Origin of the sequence: Pedobacter sp. MC2016-24 (assembly GCF_015223055.1) — a bacterium.
Taxonomy (GTDB): Bacteria; Bacteroidota; Bacteroidia; order Sphingobacteriales; family Sphingobacteriaceae; genus Pedobacter.
Window position 1 is genome coordinate 182,765 of sequence record NZ_JADFBX010000005.1, and the last position, 21,295, is coordinate 204,059.

At 42.3% G+C, this 21,295-nt stretch carries 12 protein-coding genes; all 12 read right to left on the reverse strand.

Annotated elements, in window-relative coordinates; genetic code table 11:
• Positions 1-297: 297 nt before the first annotated feature.
• The 12 genes from IM797_RS14120 to IM797_RS14175 all read right to left on the reverse strand — a co-directional run bounded on the left by IM797_RS14120 (position 298) and on the right by IM797_RS14175 (position 21,033).
• Positions 298-2,556: a hypothetical protein gene (locus IM797_RS14120; RefSeq protein ID WP_194127794.1), complete on the reverse strand. Its 2,259-nt coding sequence runs from the start codon at positions 2,554-2,556 to the stop codon at positions 298-300.
• Positions 2,557-2,611: 55 nt separating this feature from the next.
• Positions 2,612-4,378 (reverse strand): alkaline phosphatase family protein, encoded by a 1,767-nt coding sequence (locus IM797_RS14125; RefSeq protein ID WP_194127795.1) that lies wholly within the window; start codon positions 4,376-4,378, stop codon positions 2,612-2,614.
• Between the two features lie 30 nt (positions 4,379-4,408).
• Positions 4,409-5,860 (reverse strand): M60 family metallopeptidase, encoded by a 1,452-nt coding sequence (locus IM797_RS14130; RefSeq protein ID WP_194127796.1) that lies wholly within the window; start codon positions 5,858-5,860, stop codon positions 4,409-4,411.
• Between the two features lie 12 nt (positions 5,861-5,872).
• Positions 5,873-7,609, reverse strand: a complete 1,737-nt coding sequence (locus tag IM797_RS14135) for an alkaline phosphatase family protein (protein ID WP_194127797.1) — start codon at positions 7,607-7,609, stop codon at positions 5,873-5,875.
• 16 nt (positions 7,610-7,625) lie between these two features.
• Positions 7,626-9,224 carry a DUF5008 domain-containing protein gene (locus IM797_RS14140; RefSeq protein WP_194127798.1) on the reverse strand — a complete coding sequence of 533 codons (1,599 nt, stop codon included), beginning with the start codon at positions 9,222-9,224 and terminating at the stop codon, positions 7,626-7,628.
• Positions 9,225-9,275: 51 nt separating this feature from the next.
• A complete protein-coding gene (locus IM797_RS14145; RefSeq protein WP_194127799.1) occupies positions 9,276-10,019 on the reverse strand; it encodes a fasciclin domain-containing protein in 744 nt (247 codons plus the stop codon).
• A 23-nt stretch (positions 10,020-10,042) separates the two neighbouring features.
• On the reverse strand, positions 10,043-11,596 hold the full coding sequence (locus IM797_RS14150; RefSeq protein WP_194127800.1) for a RagB/SusD family nutrient uptake outer membrane protein: 1,554 nt from the start codon (positions 11,594-11,596) through the stop codon (positions 10,043-10,045).
• A gap of 4 nt (positions 11,597-11,600) precedes the next feature.
• Positions 11,601-14,711, reverse strand: coding sequence for a SusC/RagA family TonB-linked outer membrane protein (locus tag IM797_RS14155; protein ID WP_228098861.1), 3,111 nt, complete (start codon positions 14,709-14,711; stop codon positions 11,601-11,603).
• An 86-nt stretch (positions 14,712-14,797) separates the two neighbouring features.
• On the reverse strand, positions 14,798-15,841 hold the full coding sequence (locus IM797_RS14160) for a DUF5007 domain-containing protein (protein ID WP_228098862.1): 1,044 nt from the start codon (positions 15,839-15,841) through the stop codon (positions 14,798-14,800).
• A 5-nt stretch (positions 15,842-15,846) separates the two neighbouring features.
• Entirely contained in the window at positions 15,847-16,497 is a 651-nt protein-coding gene (locus tag IM797_RS14165) for a fasciclin domain-containing protein (protein ID WP_194127802.1), read from the reverse strand.
• A gap of 25 nt (positions 16,498-16,522) precedes the next feature.
• A complete protein-coding gene (locus IM797_RS14170; RefSeq protein WP_194127803.1) occupies positions 16,523-18,052 on the reverse strand; it encodes a RagB/SusD family nutrient uptake outer membrane protein in 1,530 nt (509 codons plus the stop codon).
• An 11-nt stretch (positions 18,053-18,063) separates the two neighbouring features.
• The gene (locus IM797_RS14175) at positions 18,064-21,033 is read right to left on the reverse strand and encodes a SusC/RagA family TonB-linked outer membrane protein (RefSeq protein WP_194127804.1); all 2,970 of its coding nucleotides are present in this window, start codon (positions 21,031-21,033) and stop codon (positions 18,064-18,066) included.
• Positions 21,034-21,295: the final 262 nt, after the last annotated feature.

Below are 21,295 nucleotides of genomic sequence, written 5' to 3' on the forward strand. Positions count from 1 at the left end.
CATGAGCCCATGATGTATGCAATTGGCCGGATCAAAACTGTAGTATTATTTGATTAAAAAAGATGAATTTTCTAAGAAAAAAGATAGAAAAATCATTAAAGGCCGGCCTTACGGCAGTTATTCTTTGTCTGATCCATTTTATCCTGCATCATCAAATTCAGAATTAATAGACTGTCTATGCCTGTAAACAGAAGAATATACCATTTATAAAGTTCCATTGTTCAAGTTTAAGTTTAAGCAGGCATGTAACAGTACATGCCTGCAGTTTGTAACTCAGATCAGTTTTTATGAATTGTTTTATTGAACATTTGCGGATTTCATGGTCCTGATTTTATTATTGGCAGATGCACCTCCATCGCCATCTGCGATATAAAATGTTCCGGTATATGGATCATAAGTAATCCCCACGATACCAGAGAACATAGCGGAAGTCGCGGCGCCATCTACATAACCACGAGTTGCGCTGGACGTTAGTTTTGTAAATGTCGAAGCGTTTCCGGCAACCTCAGTCTGCATTTTTGAAATGTAGAAACCTCCAGTATTAGAAATGATCAATTGGTTGGCCGGACTAATATATAGTCCCCGTGGCTGCAAGGTATTGGTTTTTGCAGTACCTAGAACAACAACTGTATTATCAGACAACTGAATTTTGCTTAATCCCGTGCCCGTCCAGCTCGACACATAGAGCGCATTCCCATCAGCACTTAACCGAACTCCCCATGGAAAATTGAAGGTTGCTCCAGCACCCACACCAGCCGTAATGCCAGCGCTTCCACTACCCGCGATTAAACTGACGGTATTTGTTGCCAGATCTATTTTTCTTACCCGGTGTCCGCTCCATTCAGCAACATATAAGCAATTACGCCTTTCATCATAACACAATCCTGATGGGCGGTTAAAGCTTGCAGCCGTCCCTACACCATTGGTACCCCCGGCGGTACCTGAACCGGCAATGGTACTTACGGTAGCTTTATAGCCCGCATCAATGGTAATCTTTCGCACTTTATGTGAACCAGTTGCTGCTACATTATCTACCGTATAGAGATTTCCATCCTTATCCATTGCCAATCCCCATGGTCCGTTAAACTGAGCTACAATTCCATCACCGTTTACTGAGCCCGCGGCCCCCGTTCCCGCCAATATGGTCGTGTTGCCTGTTCTATCGACGCGGATAATTCTGTTGCCACTGCCTTCACTGATAAAGCGATTACCGAGCTTATCGATGACAACATCCTGAGGGGCATTTAAACTCATTGTATTATTTAAGGCCAGGGTTCCAACCTGCAAATTCGTCAAATCCGGTTCAGGATATTTAGGTGCTTTAACTTCCAGATCCAGATCGATAGCTTTCGATTTAGGGTCCGGATTTACAAAATTCAAGGTTTTATCTGCAAAAGTCTGGTCACCCGAAACGACAAACTTAAATTCATCAGCCAAAGGAATGCTTAAGTTTAACTTTCCGTTGGCTGCAATGGCACTGGTTACAAAATCTGTAAATGAGCCCTGTCCTTTCTTGCGGTAGCTCACCTTCACATTCACATCAAAAGCATTTCGTTTATTATTTACCCCATAAACAGAAGTAAACACACTCAGTTCAACCGGAACAACCGGATTCAATAGTTTTGATGTCAGCGTAACTTTTCTATACTTTTCCTGTGCAAGTGAGGTAATTACAGTATCTGGCAGGTAATAGGTCAGATCACTCATCAAAATCTTTACCTGCCCCGAAAAAGGGGCATTGATTAAAAGCTTTCCATCTTTGTCCGTGATGCCATTCAGACCAATATCTTTAAAGTCAGCATCCCCGGTTAGTTTCTGCAATACCGAAATGCTGGCATTTGCAAGGGGTTTTGTATCATCTTTGTCTACCACAGTTACTTCTAACGGAACCGTCAATGGTTTCAATTCGCCTTTTAATGCTACAGAGGCTCCACGTACATTTTTAAGACTGGTACGTACAGTATCGGGAAAATACTTGATCGTATCTCCAACAGCAACAATGATGTCATTTGGATACGGTAAAGAGATCATCAATTTACCATTGGCATCAGTTTGTTCTGGTCCGGTAGAGATCCATTGCGTTTGTTCAGGCGCGCGACTACTTACAGACAGGACAAAACCAACCAAGGGTTTATTGCTGGTTTTGTCTGCTACATCGATGCTCAACGGCGCCATGCCGTATTTTGGTGTAGTATGCAAGCTTACATGCCCCCCACTTTCAGACACAAACTCGAGTCCCTGTTCAGCATGGTGATAATAAGTCGTATCTACCGCTATTTTTAGCAGATTTGGATAAGGCAAATTGGTATTGATTTCCCCTTTGTCGTTGGTACGAATGGTGTCAACCTGGGTATAATTGTCTTTAGCTGTTGTTTTACGGCTGATGATTACTTTAATTCCAGCCACAGGAAGCTGGTCATCATCATTGACTACACTAATGCTAAGCGGGGCGGTAATTACAGGGTGTTCCTGAAAGGCATCATTGCTTAACTTTTTACAAGCCATGAAACCCAGGGCAAATAGCAACAGGCCCAGAAAATAATAGCAATATCTCATATATGTTTGATTTTACTTTGCAGACTAGCAGGATTGCGCTGCAAATGTTTCCTATTTATTTAATAAACTCGCTTTCATAATTAACCAGGAATGCTTTTCCATCAAGTTTCCAGGAGTCTTCTATTTTCACGCCATACCAATACAGGATTTGTGCGGCTACATCTGAGTTTCTGATCAAAAACTGACTTGGCAAGACCGGTACTTCTGTGCCACAAGCAGGCTTTACCAGGGATTCCCAAATAAAATTACCTTCCAGTTTCATGTTTTTCCCTATAGCCAAAGGGCTATAGTTTTTGAAATAGGATAACCCATCATTTGCGGGCCAATAGCCAATGAGATTAGCATAGTAAGGGTCTGACGGGCTTACCCCTGCTGCACAAGCATCTTCCAGCAGTTTGCTATCCGGCAGTGCGGTATTCCAAAACCTGATATTTGCCACACTTTGGTTTGCATTATTCCCATAACCGCTTTTCCACCCGGCGATCAGCTCAATGGCATTGCTCACATCCTGACCTGTAATTTCCATCGGGTTGGATGCTTTAACCCCGTCCTGATAAATGATCATGTAACGTTTTCCGGCCAACATATAAATCTTGGCAGCCAGAGTATACCATTGGTCGGTAGTCATTTTAGGAGGCCCTGCAGTACCGAGATCTTTTGAGTAGACGGTCTTAGTAGATTGTGCGGGGCTTGATTGAGAACCTTTCAAAGCAAATCTCCAGCCCCCATTAGATCCGTCATGTACAAACCACCAACCAGAGGCGGTATTGGCCGGAGAGGAAGTTTTAAAAAATATCGGCGCGTTCAATGTACCGAAAGCGTGTACACGAAGTTTAAATTCAATCGTAAATTCACCTGTCGCCCCAAGGTTATACTGGGCTGCATCTGCTGCCGGAAGCCGCGCCAAAATCGTACCTGCAGAGAATTTAACACCATCAATTACCACAGGAGCATTGATTTCCAAGGGCTTAAAATCGGCAGCATAATACATGGTAAAAACATTCCGATCCCTGGCCCTGGTAGACTCTGCACCGTAAGATTTACCTGTGCCCCCGTGTGTTGAGGTGACAATGACCAACCAATCCTCACTGGCATAGGTCTTTCTGTTTTTAAGTGCTTCGATTAATTCTCCGATATAACCATCCGTCTTTAAAATCGCATCTTTATAGTCAGGGACATCTGGAGAAAAGCCAGCAGCTAATCCAACTTTATTGGGTTGGTTAAAGTTCACAATAACCAGATCGTTGTTACCGGTTTTAAGCTTAACCAATGCAGAATCCTTTACAGCAAGATCATTTGCAACCTGAAGGGGCTGATCCGCGTAAACCAGTAATTTATTGTTCAGACTTGCCCAGGGGGTAATTGCAACGGCACGTCTCATTTTCCCTGAAGCCTGCAACCGTTCAATAAATGTTGGCCAGGCTGTTTGCGCATCGTGTTCATGCCCATCCCCTTCTAAAGGCACCTCAAAGGTGCTGTCGATGATGCCATGTTTTCCTACACCGACACCTGTCATCAGGTTTTTCCAGGTTCCCCCATCGCTTACTAAAAAATCACTATAGGCATCAAAGCTATATTTGCTATTGGCTAACATGGCTGTAATTTTTGGAGGCGCGATGGCCTTAATATCTGCACCTGTTGCGCCATCAATTGCAATCAGTAACACACTCCTTTTGCGCTTTACTGATACATTTTGTTCTTCAAACACATATGGTGGGTCAAAATATTTTTTACAGCCCAACAAACAAAAAACCACGAGTAAAACAGCGGTAAACACCGGTTTTAAAGTATGGCTGGTATAATTTAATTTAATACTTTTCATCTCTTTATAAATTTTTATAAATGAATACCACTATTTACTCGGATCCAATAGCCAAACCTGCTCCGTTAACATCGGATATTTAGCAGCGATCTTATTTTTCGAAACATCACTCAGGTCCACACCCCATGCATCCATAAAAGGTTTCATATTTTTCTGGGTATATTCAGAAAGGCGTTCGTAAAAGAAATCCTTCCTATCCTGATCATTATTTGCCCCAAATCTAGCCATGCGCGCCTGGGTACATAAATAGGTCATAAAATCAAAACCGTAGCGTTCGAAAATCTGAATGAAGAGTCCCAATCGTGCATCTACCGAGGCTGAAGAAAACTGTTTTGCTCCTGCAGTAGCGGTAAAGGCAATTGCCGCAGGCATCACCCGCTTGTAATTAGCGTGTTTATAGCCATGCCGGTTTGTGATTTTGAATGAGAATAAGTTATTAGATACTTCTCCCAGGTCTGTCCAACTCCAGGTAGATTTCATTTGCATGTTATGCCCAATCTCGTGATAGGTACCCCAGTTTGAACCGACTACCAGATCAAGGCTCACTGCTTGATTAAAGTAATTGTCATTGGCCGTTGCCACAACAGGATAGCCAGAATGTTGAGCTCCTACGCTTGGCTGAATATCGTGCACTATACGCCATGGTAGTGTTGGATTGCGGTTCCGAATGTCGGTTGTCGTTTCAGACAAGCCGTACCATTCCCAATAACTATGCAGAATTTCCTGATCCCAGGCCGTCATTAATGCTGTCGGACTGTCAATTGGATATCTACTCAGCTTACTTGTCGGCAGGGTGAAAATCATTCGTTTACTACGCAATTCGAAATACGGAACCGTTGTTTTTGCAATCATGGCCTTCCATTCTGCATCCGTTGTTTCACCCAATATAAAATCAGGAGACTTACAAACTCCACTAAAGTTAAGTTCAACGGTATAGCCCAGTGGTCTTGAAGGAATTACCCAAACATTCCCTCCATACAGGTTACGTGCATAATTTTTCCCCGGATATAACTGCTGTCTGGTATAAATAATGGGTGCGCGCTGTAATGGATCATGACCAGTAAGATTATCGTCCTGGGCACCAATTTGCAACTCCAAGCCATAAGCACCCTCTGGTACATTAACCTGTACCAATTCACCTGCTGGTGCATATAATCCTGTACTTAAAAAGCCTCCCGGTGCGACACTCACCCGAATATCATTGGATTCTACCTGCACATAATCCAGGTTTATCTTTACCTTATAATTGTCATATCGGGGTTCTGCAATACCAACCAGTCCAGGAAAGGCCCTTGCGGCGTTAAACTGCGATTTATCAACCTTTTTACTCGAAGTATCTAAATCCAGGTTAAAAGTATCCTTGGGATGATTGTTATCTGTGGTTCCGTCCGGATAAGAGATACCATAATTTTTAGTACAGCTGATTGTCAATCCTACCAGGGCAAACAATAGCATTTTGTTAAAATTAAATGTCTTTTTCATTGTATGCTGATTTTAGGGATTAACGTTGTTGTATACAGGAACCCAGGTTTTGCCATCAAGCCCCAGATTTAAAGTTTTGATACCCATCCAACCATAAATCACGCTTGGGATGTCAATTCCATTTGGCATCCTGGTATAAATGTCTGCCGGCAAATCCACACACAATTTGGAATCAAAATCGCTGAAAGCTGTCCACTCAAATTTATTTTTTAAAACGAAGTCATTTTTTGAAGGGCTTTTATCCTTGAACAGTCCGCCAAAACCATCAGTCGCAGGCCAGTAGCCAATTAAATTGTTATAGTTGGGATGTTTATTGTCTATTGCGCCCTTGCAGGCATATGCCGAAATCACATTGTCTGGAACAGCAGTATTGAAGACTTTGATTTCCGTTACCAACTGTTTAGTTGTATTGCCATAACCAGATCTGTAACCGGCTACCAGTTCTTCAGTATTGTTTACATTTCTGTTTGTAATGTCTACCGGGTTAGCATAAGCTTTAACACCATCCTGATAAATCATGACCCATCTCTTGTTGTTTTCAGTATAAATTTTAAAACCAAGGGTATACCATACTCCTATCTTAAGTGCAGGTTGGTTGGAAATCATAATGGCCGATGGCAGTCCGCCTAATCTCCATTGACCATTTACACCAGAGTGAATAATCCACCAGCCCGTTGTGGAATTTGCCGGACTGGATGTCTTAAAAAGGATGGGCGCGTTGCTATTTCCTGTAGAGAACCGTAGCACTTTAATTTTAAGCTCGACCGTGTAATCACCACTGGTTCCGAAGTTATACAGATTGGATTGCGCAGCCGGAATGTTTGCCGTGGTATCATTTGCCAGAGCCACAGTTTTTCCTTCATAAGGTAAACCTGAGGTTCCTGGTTTTGAAAAATACTGGTAAGAAAACCTGGGATTGTAAAAAACAACAAAGGTATTCAATAAAGGTTTACTAAAGAGTGTACCATCATTTTGAGCTGGTGGTACCGGAAAATCGCCTCCTTGATTTGAGGCCACAATGACCAGCCAGTTCTCCTTCTTGAAACCTGGCCTTTCCCTCAAGGTGCGCATTGCTTCAGCAATATAACCATCAACAGTTAAAATTGCGCTACTGTACTGGCCCACGGAGGCGTCATAACCATATTGTTTTCCAGCTCTGTCCACGCTGTTAAACTCTGCCAATACAACTCCAGCCTGGTCGTTTTTCAACTCGGTCAGCAATGCCGTTTTTACTGCTGCATCGTCATTGTTAAAGTTCTGATTGAGGTCAGCATTGCTGATCAGGTTCTGACTAAAAGCAGGTGTGGAAGAGAATGCTGTGGTACGCGTATCCGGATTGCTCTGTTTAATCTGCTTAAAAAACATGGGGTAGTTTGCCAGGTTATTACCAGAAAAATCAGCTTGTGTTACCTTGTGCTTTACTTTATTCACGCCAGTCAGCATATCGGCCCAGGTTGTTGCCGCCAAACCACTTACATCACTCAGGCTATTAAACGTTTGCATCGCATTTTCACTGATTTCAGTTAAAGCGGGTGCCTGAACAGTATTTACAGCCGCTCCTCTTGCCCCATCAATAATGATGTAAAGGATTTTGGGTGCTTTATAGCCGCTAATGCTATCTGCTTTATCGGAAAGGTCCAGTTTATTCGCAAAGTCCTTATTACAGGATGTTGCTGTAAGCAGAACCATAATAACCAGAACCAGGTTTATTCCGCATATATATTTTTGATGTTGCTTATGAATTTTCATGTCTTAAATATTAAGGTTATGGACGTAAAGTGAATCGTACGATATTTCCTACCGACTTGTTATCAAACTTATTGATATAACCGACCATGACTACGGCAGGAAAGCCAAGTGGCGAAATCGTTTCATAGATGTCTCTAATTACACCAGAAAACATCCCTGTATTGTTGTAGCCATCGGCCAGGCTACCATTCCCGTTTAATATCATAAAGCCTTGTCGTACTACACCATTATATTTGGTAAACGACCCTGTTACCAGAATGAGGCCATTAGACAATTGCGCAACAAAACTGGTATTCCCACCTTCCAGTGTACCCAATTTAAACGATTCATCAACAGTACCATTTTGATTAAGCATCACCAATCCATTCGCTGGTTTCCCGTTAAAGTTTCTAAAGGATCCTGAAACCATAAACTTTCCGGTACTTGCATTATACCTGATGGATTCAATGGCACCATCGGCACCAGACCCAACCTGGAAGCCGGGATCAACCAGACCATTTTGGTCAATTCTGGTGATATAGTTTACATTCTTTCCCTGAAAACGGGTAAAGCTCCCCACAACTACAATTTTGCCGTCGCCCTGCATGACCGCATCGTTAAAGAAGCCGTTCGGTCTTTCGTAACTTGTTCCCGAAGCCAGACTAAAGTTATAGGTAGAATCTAACTGTCCATTAGGTTTCAATTGAAGTAAACTCTCCATTCGGGTTGGAAAAATCACTTTATTATCGCGTGTAGAACGTTCATAGAAATATTGATAATAATTCATAAATCCACCTATTGCAATCACCTTATCCTTATAACTAAAAATCTTATTGATGGTACCTTGCACTGCTCCATTGTAAGCGGCAACGGTATCATAGCTATTCCGCGGTTCCAAAGGTGTCAGATTCACGACCTCCACTATAGCCGAATCTAAAGAACCATTGGCATTTAAGCGGGTAATACCGCCAATGCTCTTGCGTTTGTTATAACTGGTAAAAGTACCGGCAACCATAAACTGCCCGTTGCTCAGACGCAGTATACTGGTTAATGATCCGCCAACGCCTGCACCGGCAGCCAATGTTGGTAAAAACTCACCATCGGCAGAAGTCAGCACAATTGCATTCACTGGCGCCTTAAGCGAGGCTTTCTTTTCAAAATCTGTAAAACCACCTACCAGCAACATGTTGCCATTTGGCAGGGGCAAAATCTGGTTAATTGTACCATTACTACCTACCGTTGCTTTAAAAGTGGGGTCTATGCCAATCTTACCTGTGATTGTAAATTCAGGCCCGAAAAAAATCTGTCCGTCAATAATGATGGTCAGACCTCCGGAACTGGCACCTGCCGGTACTTTCACCTTAATACTGCTGTCTGTTACTTCAATAACCTGAACTTCTGTCTCGTTCAGATAGCATTTTAGTTTTTCTTTGTAGTTCAGTAAACCACTCACCTGGTAAACCACCTCGGCCCCAACAGTTCCAGAAGCAGGTTTTGGTGCAGCGTTGGATACCTTTATCCCCAATGCCGCTTTCCCTCCTGCATAAGGATCGTCCTTAAGCGTTTCTGATTTCTTACAAGAGAAGATAGCCAGCAATAAAATCATGCCTAGCAGATAAAAATTTGGCTTATCCATCTTTTGTATGTTTATTTTTCTTTGATTCCACATGTTCTGATCTCCTATAATTTACTGTCCAATGCCATTTTCAGTAGCCAGTGTAATAAAATTGATGGCATTAAATCCAAAAAAATGATTTGTAAAACGTAGCGCATGAACAATACCATTGGTTGGATTTATATCTGATGAAGACACCGGTGCATTGATCCACAAGCTTTTCGGTTTGGACAAATCGGGGATATATGAGATCATCAATTGTCTGTAACCGGCATATTTAATGGTCACTTTATCATTGTCCGTTCCGTTCACTGCGTCGTTAAAAATGACACCAATATTCATTGGCTTATTGTTAAAGGATAAATAGCCCTGTCCAGAATAGGTATCCAGGGCCAGCGTATCTACCTGTCTGAAATCTTTCAAACGGCTCGTTCCTTTGAAAACATACATAGACAATATTTCTCTCCAGGCTTTGGGTTTAATATCGGCCAATGTTTTAACCGTATCCTTTCCTGTCACATAGAGGTAACTGTTTAACATGCGCACAGAAGATCCGATACAAGGATCTGGGGGTGCAAAAAAAGTAACATTCTCGTTTTTAAAAACATCCTCCATACCCGCCAGCTTGATCACCTGTACCAGTGTATCAAAATAAAGTGGTTTAGACTCCAGGTATTGCATGATATTGCCATCAAATTTGGCATTGGTTACGCCGCTATCCAAATAGTGGGCATTTTTTTTACAGCCTGTGGCCATACAAGCCATGGCTATCAAGACAACCAGCATTCCTTTTAAGTATTTTTCTATCGTATACATATTTATCGCTTATCTAGTAAAACCTATCTCCAGTAATTATTCAATACCATATATGGATTATTGATCAGGGCCTTCTCGTTGATGGGCCAGGTCCAGGCCCCAGCAACAAAAGCAGAGTAAGACATTGGACGTGAGGAGAAATTTGGATCCATGATTCTTTTGGTTCGTACCAGGTCATAGTAATAATGTCCTTCACCCATCAGTTCTTTACATCTTTCATAATAAATCGCATCTTTAATCTTTCCATTACCAGGGTTTGCAGGAAAAGGATCGGCACCAGCCCTCGAGCGAATCTTATTTAACAATTCCTGGGCTCCCGCATCATCTCCCAGTTCAGCTAAAGCTTCTGCATGCATCAAAATGGCATCAGCTAAGCGAAATATAATGGGGTTATCATCATCTCCTTGTGTAGGTGCTGCACGGTTAAAAAACTTATAAATGATCGCTTTACCGGTTTCATCATAGAGATCAGCGATGTCAAACCAAATGTTTTTACGCTTATCCGCTACACCTTCAGGATAAATGGTCTTCATATAACCTGAGCGATAGGCCAGTTCACTTAGCGTTCTGTCGGTAGAGGTCAGGAATGGCAAATGGGCGACACTATTGGAGAATTTATGCCGGCGGTCTACACTCACTTCGCCATAGTTACTACTCAACTGAATTTCAAATAATCCTTCCTTAGAACGGCCAAACATTACCAGATAGGTTTGTTCTATCGGCAACAGCGCATAAGCGCCCTGTTCAGCCATGCCTATATCTTCCAGTTCGCGGGCCAATACGTCCACTGCTTCATAATAAGATTTGGCACGTGGCTGATCAAATCCGGCACACCACATATTCATGTGCATCATCAGGGCGAGTGCACTTCCACGCATGGCACGCACGGCACGGTTGGCCGGATCTTTGTAAGTCCAGGGCAAGTCTTCTTTTACTGCATCAAGATCAGCAATACAGTTTTTAAACACGGTTACCAGGGTAGTACGTCCCAATGGTTCCTGATTGTAGGCATTTGTATAATAAGGCACATCGCCATACAACCTAACCAGGAAAAAATAGGCCATACAGCGCATAAAAACGGCTTCGGCACGGTACTGTTTTTTTAAAGTTGCTGTGAAAGCCGGGTCTTCTATCCGGTCCACTTCCTTATATAAGATGTTGGCAGATTGAATCACTTTGTAAAAAGGCGTCCAGTCCGGGATCTGGTCATAACGTGCTCTTGCCTGATACCATTCCAGTTCTGCATTGTAGTCTGGCCTGGTCCGGCTTGCATCTGCTGCCAGGGTTTTTTTAAGGTCATTGCCAGCCATATAATCAAAATCGTAACGTTTCGGAAAAGTACCGCCGGCTTTGGCATAACTGTTCCGGAAATCTCCGGTGGCCAGCAATATATTTGACATGGTTGCCGCTCTGAACAAGCGGTAAACATCTTTGGTAAAATCTTCTGCATCTTTGGTTGTTTTCCAATAATTATTACCGGAAAGGCTGGTTACCGGTTCTACATTCAGAAACTTTTTACACCCTGGATTTGCGATGAGCAGCACCAGCAACGGAATACTATATAAAATCCTTTTCATCGTTTTAAAATTGTACGTTAACACCTAATGAATAACTGCGTCTGCTTGGGTATCCTTTTGAATTGTCCCTGCCTAAATCAGTCACATTCTCCGGATCTGGACCTGAGTAATTGGTAAAAGTATAGAGGTTGTTCCCTGTGCAATAGATTCGCATAGAGGTGATTCCCATCTTCTCTGCAAATTTTCGGTCAAATGTATAGGCCAGTGTCAGCGTGTTGATTTTCAGGTAAGATCCGTCTTCCTGGAACAAGGTCTGATCAAAGCGGTATGGAGAATACACATCATAGCGCAGGTAATCATATGGATTTGGGTACATGGCCTGGTCGCCTGGCACCTGCCAGTGTTCGTAATTAACCAATGGAACCAGGTTGTTTTGCTTTACAGGATTGGCAAAGTTCTGGAAACGTTCTGCCAAAGCGTTATTCAAAATGTCGCGCTTCAAAGTGTAAGACATATTCAGGTTAACCGAATAGTTTTTATAAGAAAAGAACGAAGAAATACCACCTGTAATTTTTGGAAAAGAGTTACCAGCAATAACCAGATCTTTTTCATCCAAAATATAATCTCCATTGATATCAGCCCAATATGGATCACCTCCCTGGAAAAAAACCGTTTTTGTGCCATTGCTTGTTCGATACCGAAGTCCGGTAACCGGGTCTACAGCAACATCTTCTGTGTTAGCGTAAACACCTTTGGTATTGTAAAGTACATTGGATAAACTGTTTCTTCCCAGGCGATACAGGATATTTTGTTTGGTGGCCTCGTCCTTGATCAGTATAGAGCGAACCTCATCTGGCAGACGTGTAAGTACGTCCTTATTTATTGCTCCGTTCATGGATACAGTCCAGTTTACTTTACTATTTTTAGCAAGCGGCCTAACGGTTAAACTCAATTCATATCCGTAGTTAACCAAACTCACCTCATTGGTTTTGATTTCCTCAAAGGCATTGTGGTCAGCCAGGGATTTGGTACGTACCTGGTTGTCTACCATTTTATAATAAGTGTCGAAGGTTAGCTGGTATTTTCCTTCCAGGAAACCAACATCCAGACCAGCATTGAGTTGCGTGGTTTTTGTTGGCGTGAGCAGGGTATTGGGCAATTGTTTAAATCCAATTCCTATTGCTTGTGAACCGTTATATGATCCACTGTAATTGTAAGCGCCAAAGGAATCAAATACCGTACCCACAGGTACGATATTCTTTCCCCAGCTACCCCTCAAGGAACCATAATCTAACCACTTCGATTTGGCAAACCAGTTTTCCTTGTTAAAGTTCCATCTCAAACCTACCGATGGGTTTTTAGACCATGGAACATCCGGACCACTACTTGAAACACCATCCAGTCGGTAAGAAAGATCCAGCACATACTTTTTATCAAAGTTATAAGACAGTGACGCAGCAATGGCAGCTGAGCGCGAATCGGCATAGCTGTTCAACACCCCTCCTTTAGACTCTGCAGCATTGAACCCCAGCGGCCCCTGGTACTGATCATTGGGGGTACGCGACTGGTTAATTACCTGTGCCTGATATGCACGCACATACATCTCATTGAAGACAAAGAAACTCAGGTTATGATAGTTATTGAACGTTTCCGTATAATTGATCATGTTCCTGTTATACAAAGTGCTTCTGCGGTCGTTGTAGGTATATAAGTTCGACTTGTTGTTATTTAAAATGGATGGCTTAAAAGTATCTTCCGTGCCTGTATTGTAGTCGTAATTCACGACACTGGTCATGGCCAGGGTTTTCAAAAACTGGTACCTGCCTTCCAGATTGGTCTTGATATTGGCCGTTTTATTTTGATTGTCGACAATCAAAACGCCCGTTGCATCCCCTGCTCCGCTAAACAGAGATGGCGGAGGTAACAAAGATGAAGATGAACTTCCACTGGCTACCCCTCCCTGTTGCACACCGTTTCCACTTCCTTTCTGACTTACGCCAAGCGCTGAGGATACGTTAGCAAACAAACGGAACTTTTCATTGGGCTGATACAAAACGTTCATGCCAAGGGAATATCGGGTCAAACCGGTATTTTGAACAATACCATTCTCATCATAATAGCCAAGGTTTACCTTATAATTGAATTTTTGATCTCCTCCTGAGGCGTTCACATTGTGCGTCTGATTAAAAGTGGTCCGGTAAAAAATACTTTGCCAATCGGTAGAGTTGTTGTAAAAAGCATTTAAACTATCTGCCAAAAAGGGGGTATTGTCAATCAGTTTCCTGGAATCATACAGATCTTTGCCGTAATTGTAAATTTGCCATAAACGCATGTCCCGTTCTGTTTTACCGCCAATCACATCTTTCAGTTTTGGTGGTGTATTCACAAAAAAATTGGTAGTATACTGGATAATCGGCGTTTTTGATTTCCCCCTTTTTGTCGTGATCAGGATTACCCCGTATGCACCTTGCGATCCATACAATGAAGTGGCTTGCGCATCTTTCAACACAGTTACTTCCTCAACATCCTCTGGTGGAATAAGAGAAAGCGGACTAATACCCGGCCCTCCTTGAGAGAACCCATATTCATAGTTAGAGTTTGCATCTAAGGGCACACCATCGATAACAAACAAAGGCGAAGTGGGAGTTAAAAAGGCATCACTACCAGAACCCTGTATATCGATACTTGACAAACCACGCATGAAGATAGACCCGCGTGCGCCGGGACTTCCTGTATTGTTCTGAATGTTAAGGCCGGCGACCTTACCTTGCAACAGCTCAACCACATTAGAAACCGGAACATCCTGCAGCGCTTTACCGCTAATGGTTGTTGTAGCACCTGTAGAAACCTCCTTTGTTTTTGCAGTGTAACCCACAACAACAATTCCTTTCAGGTCATTATTGGATTCCTTTAATACCACACGCAAATTTTGTTTATCGCTGGCTTTTATCTTTTGGCTTTGAAAACCGATATAACTGAATGTAAGTTCGGCGTTGTCGGGAACGTTAATTGAAAAAGATCCGTTACCAGCTGTTGAACCAACCGATTTTGCAGGTGTTCCTGTCGTAATATTGACTCCGGGCAATCCAAGATTGGTTGAGCGCTCCAGTACGACACCTTTTACGTTAATCGTTTTTTGGGCGTAAGTGAACGCTCCGCTGCCGAGTATTAGCATAAGGAGTAGTAAAATTTTAAACAAGCGCTTCATAGCTATATTTTGTTTTTTCGTGTTCAGCTTTAATCTGTCTTGACTTCTATACCTCATTCGTTCTCAAATTTTGGGTTGTCCCGATTAAACCAAAAAATAATTTCCCATGCACCAGGACGGTAAATGCTGAAGTCAAATGCCAGAAATCCATTTTCTTTAACTCCACCAAAGCCCAACCGGTCATATTTAAACATGACTGACGCTTGTTTACCATCAGTAGAGGTATAAGCTGTCGGAATGGCAACCAATGGTATCGGATAAGCAACATCATACTTCACATAAGTATTGGTGATGTTCATGTTGAAACCATGTACAAGCTTAGCCCAGTCGGTACGGTTAAATTTATTCGGGTCAATTGGCCTTTGTAAAGAATCCAGGAATCGGAATGTCAAAGAGTTTCCATCTCCTTTTCTGTTCATATATACATTTACATCACTGGCACCCAAAAAGCTGGAAGTACGTTCACCAGTCATAAATATACCTGTTGGCCGAATTGGCGTATTTAAATCTGCGCCAGTAATCGGATCAATGGAATTCGGTTCTGAGGGGCGCTCCTTATAAGGTTGGAGCGACATATTATTGAAATAACGACGTCCGCCATTGTTGGTTACCTCTACGTCAAAGGTATAACCAGAGTCTGGCAATGATTTGAGGATATTCTGGTTTGCTGCTGCCCATAAGATAAATTCACCAGAGTGCTCTCTGATTTCAAACAAAGGGTGCTGCTCCACCACCCTTTTTGCTTCAATCTCGGCCAGGGTTTTTTCCAAACCTGTATAGGCTTTCTTCCAAACCAATACATCAAAAGGTTTGATCAATTCCGGAGCAATAACACCATCACTGTTTCTTGGGTTGACGATTTTGAAGGTCAATGGCAAGGTAGAGCTCTGGGCATCAAAATTATTAGTCATTAAAGTGGTTCGTCCCAGTACGGGCTTATAAACTGTTTGCGTAAACCGCGCTTCCAGATTGAAGGTATCCCGATCTGTAGGCAATAATTTTTTACAGGCTCCGGAAATGCAGATGAGGAGCACCAAAGGGATCACATAAAACCTTTCATATTTTTTATTGATCATGTTCTTTATAGCTGATTTCATAACTGTTATTGATTAAGTCGCTGCGTAAATTCACTAAACCCAAATTCGTGCGCAGGGTTAAGCACATGTACTACTGCATTTTTTGTAAAAATATTTACAGCCTGAGTGGTTGTCCTTTGCCATTGAACGATGTACTGAGATCCTTTCATGTCGCTGTACATAATCGTTTTAGGGCCACCTTTTACAAAGCCATAGGCATTTGAATTGACTTCCATCCCATGCATCTCATAGTTATACCGGGAAGTGCCCAATATTGCCCCGTCGGTAAGCAGTAAGCTGTCGGTAGTATACTTCCCCCGAATCAGATACCTGTTCAACATGGTATCTAACTGTTCCAGTTTAGCTGTACCCAGATTTATTTTCGGCCGCTTATCTGCAACTCTTACATTGTTTAAATTCAGCAGGGCAATGGTAAAACTGCGGTTTGTCGGCGCAAATAGCGTAAAATTAGCATCTGTCCTTAAAGAATCTTTAAACCAGGAAACCCGGTCGGCCACTTTAAGTAAAGAATCATAAACACCTGGCTGTGATTTCAGATACTCATATAGGTTACCATCATACTCGTTGACCTGGTTTTCGAAATTGTAAGCACCACTATCTTTCTTACACGCTGTAATGAACAGCACTGTGGCAAAGAACAGCGTCAGATTTTTCATCAGATTTTTGTTTAGTTTCATGTAATTACCTCCAATATTCATTTTGAACCAGTAAAGAATTGTTTCGAAGTACGTCTTCAGCAATTGGCCAGAAGATGCCATTGCTACTGATTAACTTATTAAAATCAGCATCGTTTTTCATGATCCGTTTATAGCGTACCTGATCGTACCATCTCCAGCCTTCACCCATCAATTCGCGTCTACGTTCTTTAAAAATGGCATCAATTAATCCGTTGGTCCCCCCGGTATACAAGGGTAGGCCACGATTGATCCGAAGTTGATCCAGTACATCTATTGCTGGTTGGGTATTTCCAAGAACAGCCATAGATTCGGCATACAAGAGCGCAATTTCTTCCAGTCGTGTAAAGACAATAGCAGAACTAAACAATCCAAGAGAGCCATCTGTGGAAGCATTACGGATACACTTAATTTTACTAAAAATGGTATTTGAACTGCCAAAACCAGTAAAATAATCTGTCACCGCACGTCCATTGGCCGGATTGATGGAGAACCGCTGATCTTTGGCTTCATCAAAAACAGATAAAATAACTGGATCCGGGATATAAATTTGTGGAACAGGTTTGACTACAAGCGGTGCCGCAAGTGTAAGGTCCTCAATATGCCCATCTAAACTGGCCTCCATATTACTCCAGGCAAAAGGTAAACCAAATAGCTGATTGGAGTTCTTATCGTAAAACAAGCCATCAACCCGGGTTAAAAGTGGTGTAACCGAGTAGCTTACCCCTGCTTTACCGGCATTGTCAAGAACAAATTTAGCATAGCCAGACGCATCAATATAACGTTCGTTCCAGGCGCAAACATGTGCAAGAATAGCATAAGCAGATATTTTGGTGATCAATACGCCGTTCCATTCTGCAATGGGCTGCCCATAATAGAGTCCCGGAAAGATTGGATCATTTACGTCTCCATATTTATAGGGAAGATCAGTAACAGCCTTTAAAAGCTCCGATTCGGCATAACCAAGTACTTCAGCTTTCGGACTACGTTTAACCTTTTCAAAGCTGCCATCATTAACCGATTTGATTAAAGGCACATCGCCCCAGATCCGGGTCATATAAAAATAAGCAAAAGCACGTAAGGCATGCATTTGTGCCATGTCGACCTGGTAGTTTTTCTCCGTATACTGCCGGTCCAAAGCCAATACTTCATGTGCCCTGCTGATGAACAAATTTGCACTGTTGATGACGGCATAGAATCTTCTCCAACTGCTTAACGACTGAACCACAGGATATGGTGCATTCAGGTTGCTGTTGATGATGGCTTTCAAATCCAACCTGGAAGTAGCCTGAAAGTCTCCGTTTCTCAATTCACCATATAACCAGTGGCCATTATTATCTGCCAGTGCAGCCCGCAACAAGCCATAAGTCCCCAACAAAGCAGAACGCGTATCCGTAATCGATTTCCAGTTATTGCCTTCATTAACCAGATGTGTCGCATCTATATCCAGCTTCTTATTGCATCCCCCCATTAGCGTGCCCAGAAGGAACATTGCGGTAAGGATCTGAAAAGATTTTTTCAATCTATTGAATTTCATGTCTTTCATTTCTATAAATCAACCTTAATACCTAATACATATGTTTTTGGAATAGACAAGCCGAATCCGGTATCAACCCCGGTATAATCAACTATTTCAGGATCACCACCTGTATAAGGAGTAATGGTGAATAAATTCGTCGCAGTTGCATACACGACAAATTTGCCGTTTGATCTTTTTCTTGGGTTCATGAAACCGAACCTGGAAAGGTCATAGCTTAAAGAAATCGACCGTAGTTTAAGGTATGATCCGTTTTCAATAAAAATATCCTGATCTGTACGATAAGATTGTACCGCACTCCATGGATTATACACCGGATATTTCGAAGCATCAAAATCAGTTTGCCAGAATGTAATTTCATCCACTGCCAGGATATCATTTTTACCTTTTCTATTGATAAAGTCGAAACGGTTAGCCACGGCCTGGTTGAGAATATTACGTCCCAGGGCAAAGTACAGGTTGAAGCTCAGGTTAACTCCGCGATATTCAAACTGGTTGGAAAAATTACCGGTAAATTTAGGGATGTAGTTCCCAAGGGCAACCTTATCAGCTTCATTAATAGTATAGTCTCCATTCTGATCTTTCCATCTTGGATCTCCCCCATGAAAAGGTAAGCCTTTATAATTCAAAATCTGATAAGTAGCTGGATTTACCGGCACGTCTACGTCCGCATTAAATACACCATCCGTTTGTAATACCCAAAATTTATCAATGGCCTGTCCAACAACCAACTTTTGTGTACCGATAGTGATTTCGGAAACCCCACCTGGAAGCGCATTAAGTTTATTCCGATTGTAGCTTGCATTGAGACTGCTGCTCCAGTTCAACTGTCTATGTCTTCCTGTTAAAACATCAGCCTGTAAGATTAATTCTATACCGCTATTGTTTACATTCATTCCGCTCTGATAAGCGGCAGTATAACCCGACTCCGCATTTACCGGCATAGGTAACAACATTCGGTTATTGTTTTTCGAATAGAGGTCTATTCTGGTTTGTAAACGATTGTTAAAAAAGCCTGCATCCAAGCCGAGGTTTGTTTCCTGTACATAAGCCCATGGGATATCATAGCCTACCCAGCCTTTAGTATAGGGCCTGGATAGCGTTCCAAAACCACCATAAGAATAAAACGCAGGATTTCCTGACCATCCAAGATCTACATCATATTGTGGCCCTGCTGCGAAGCGGTCATTTGCAATGAGACTGCCGATACGACTCCAGGAAGCTGAAAATATCAGTTTAGAGAAAATAGCATTGTCTTTAAGCAAACGTGTTTTCAGGTTATAATCAGCAGTGACTACGGGCGAAAAAAACCAGCGCGCAGTAGGCTGCATGGTAGAAGAACCATCTGTACGGGCAACCGCTGTAAAACTCAATTCCTCATTCAATTCATAATTTGCCTTAGCAAATAGTGAACTAAGGCTTGATTTCTGCCGGTCTGTAAAACGAAAGACAATAAAATCTTTTGGCAGCAAATAAGCACTATTTTTAGGATCCCCGTTTACCACATTGATCCGGATATAATCACTCGATCCTTTGTAGCCATATGCGTAATTGTATTTGTTGACATCAGCCTGAAAGGAATGTCCCGCTTCGAAGTTGAGTTTTTGACCTCCGTCAATTTTATGGGTATACTTCAGTACATTATCGACAACAACACGCTGATTAAAGCCAAAATAATTGGATACGTAATTGTTTCCGTCCCACATTGTTGAAGGATAAAAGACGTCACGGAGACCCTCATTGTAATCAAAACCAATACGTGATATGAAATCAAAACCCCCGATTCTGGCATTCAGTGAGAAATACCCCTGCACGGCATTATTTTTATTTTTATCGATGGACCTGGTATCATACTCCTTCAATAAGTTGCCGTAGATCAGTTTATTTGGCGAAATTGGACTGGTAAGGTCAGGCACATATTGCATTTCAGCAAAACGGTCCCTGAACGAACGGTTCCTGCCACGTTCCAGCCGGGTCGCATTGATCATACTTGATACCGTAAGCCACTTTAAAGGCAGCATATTAATGAAAAATGAGGCAACATACCGATCCAGCTTGGTATCGTCTGCATTACCTGCATTGCGGGTGTTGCCACCAAAAAAACGAAAATTAGAGCGACTTGTACCCCCCGTAATACTTGCGTTTATGTTGTGTACCGGACTATTTTTATAATACAAATCCGTCCAATTGGATGGGCCATAGTAGTTTTCGTTGGTCGCATCACGCAGGTAGCCGGGATAATTATCGTAATCAGCAGGGCTTGCAAACTTTTGGTAAAAAGGCTGTCTGAAATCATTTTCGTTTTTAGCATTTGCAGGTGTTACGCGATCTTTTTGCACCATGCCATAATAGCTGTTGAAACTGATCTGATTCAGGCCTTCCTGCGCATTTTTGGTGGTGATAAAAATCGCCCCGTTCGCAGCTCTTGGTCCATACAAGGCGGCTGCTGCTCCGCCTTTAATGACATTAATCGATTCGACATTGTCCAGGTCTATTGTAGAAAGCAGGTTTGTTGCTGTTCCGATTGGCAAATAATCAAACCGCTGTATATCGAACATGAACGGATTGTCCTGAATTAACGGGATTCCATTCAGGTATATGGTAGGTTGCACCTGATAAATATCCTTCCGGGACAACAAAGGCATTGACAGTCCCCTAATCAGCATGCTCTGTTCTGAGCTCCCTGGCTCACCGGTTGTTTCCTGAACATATATTCCTGCTACATTTCCTTTTAAGGCTTGGTGAAGCGAACTTACAGGTAGCATACCCAGCTGCTTTAAAGGCAGAGAGTCTATATTCTTCACAGATACAAAGCGCCTCAGCTTTACTGATCCGGAGTCTTTTCCTACAGTGTCCTTGCCTACAGTGCCATCCTGAAAAAGGCGACTATATCCACTCAGTGGAAATCCAAGACCAACAAGGAAAAAAGACACAAGCATCCAATGGCATCGCCTGTACTTGATAATTCGGGTATTTTTCATCCGTTTTAAAGTTGTTGTTTCGTTTGTTTATGGTGCTGCAGGGAAAAGCGTATAACGCGCCTGCAGTGCTGGTTTATTGAATGGTATTAAGCGTTAGTTGGTTGGTTTAGTCAATGTTTAATCATACATATTGGTTTAGGTTAACAATTCAATTATTTGCCCGGGCAATCCTGATAAAGCGCACGATAATAAAATCGGCACAAGTATCCCGAAGGGGAATGCTAACTATATTTGGTATGATCAAAACTGTAATATTATCTCC